This window comes from Janibacter sp. CFPM2_SD2 (assembly GCF_057364645.1).
Genome location: NZ_JBNFOF010000350.1, coordinates 1 through 1,292, shown reverse-complemented (window position 1 = coordinate 1,292; position 1,292 = coordinate 1). Strand labels below are relative to the sequence as shown.

Below are 1,292 nucleotides of genomic sequence, written 5' to 3'. Positions count from 1 at the left end.
GGCATCCGAGCCGGCGGACCTCGTCGAGCAGGCCGGCCTCCCACATCGCGCGGGTGCGGCGGTCGATCCGGTCGGTCAGGGCGTCCCAGTCGTCGCGCAGCCCGATGACGAGCGAGGGGCGGCGGTAGCGCTTCGTCGGCGCCGTCGCCGAGAAGGGCCGGCCGGTGATCTCGACGACCTCGAGCGCGCGGATGATCCGCCGGATGTTGTTGGGTTCGATGGCGTCTGCGGCTGCCGGGTCGACCTCCCGCAGTCGACGACGAAGGGCGGCGCGCCCCCTTCGTCCTGCGCCCGCTCCTCGAGCCGGGCCCGCACGGCGGGATCCGTCGGCGGGATGTCGAGGTGGTCGAGCGCGGCGCGCACGTAGAGGCCGGAGCCACCGGCGAGAACCGGGACGAGCCCGCGGTCGCGGATGTCGACGATCGCCGCCTCGGCCCGGGCCTGGAAGTCCGCGAGGGTGGCCTCGTCCGTGACGTCGAGGACGTCGAGGAGGTGGTGCGGGATGCCGCGCCGCTCCCCCACCGGCAGCTTGTTGGTCCCGATGTCCATGCCGCGGTAGAGCTGCATGGCGTCGGCGTTGACCACCTCCCCGCCGAGCTCCTCCGCGAGGTCGAGCGCGAGGTCGGACTTGCCGGTGGCCGTGGCCCCGACGACGGCGACGACCTCGGGGCGGTGCGTCCCGCTCACTCCTCGTCGTCGTCGTGACCGAAGGGGTCCGGGCCCTCGCCCGGCATCCAGGTCAGGCCGGCGACGCCCCAGCCCTCGGCCTTGATCGCCTTGCGGGCCTTCTTCTTCCACTTGTCGCCGAGGCGGTCGACGTAGAGGAAGCCGTTGAGGTGGTCGTACTCGTGCTGCATGCAGCGGGCGAACCAGCCGGTGGCCGAGAAGGAGATCTCGTTGCCGTCCCAGTCGTAGCCGCTCACCTCGGCCCGCTCGCCACGCCGCAGCGGGTAGGAGTAGCCCGGCACGGACAGGCAGCCCTCGGACTCGTGGTCACGGTCGGGTTCGCCGACGGCGGGCTTGCTCGCCTTGACGTAGGGGTTGATGACGTGGCCGAGCGCGGGGACGCCGTCGTCGTTGGCCATGCTCCACGTGAAGATCCGCAGCCCCACGCCGATCTGCGGGGCGGCCAGGCCGACGCCGTGCGCGGCCTCCTGGGTCTCGTACATGTCCTCGACGAGGGTGCGCAGCTCGGCGTCGAAGGTCGTGACCGGCTCCGAACGGGTGTGCAGGACCGGCTCGCCGCAGATGGTGATGGCGTGGATCGTCGATGAGCGGCATCCTAGGTCGCG

At 72.2% G+C, this 1,292-nt stretch carries 2 protein-coding genes and 1 pseudogene; all 3 read right to left on the bottom strand.

Features of this window, described 5'->3' with window-relative positions:
• A partial coding sequence (locus AC2W7J_RS18215) for a tRNA dimethylallyltransferase (protein ID WP_485984181.1) occupies positions 1–253 on the bottom strand: 253 nt, incomplete at its 3' end.
• Between the two features lie 98 nt (positions 254–351).
• Positions 352–687, bottom strand: a pseudogene (locus AC2W7J_RS18210) (tRNA (adenosine(37)-N6)-dimethylallyltransferase); the annotation flags it as partial.
• On the bottom strand, positions 684–1,265 hold the full coding sequence (gene def, locus AC2W7J_RS18205; protein WP_485984180.1) for a peptide deformylase: 582 nt from the start codon (positions 1,263–1,265) through the stop codon (positions 684–686). The gene def and the pseudogene AC2W7J_RS18210, both read right to left, overlap by 4 nt.
• Positions 1,266–1,292 lie beyond the last annotated feature (27 nt).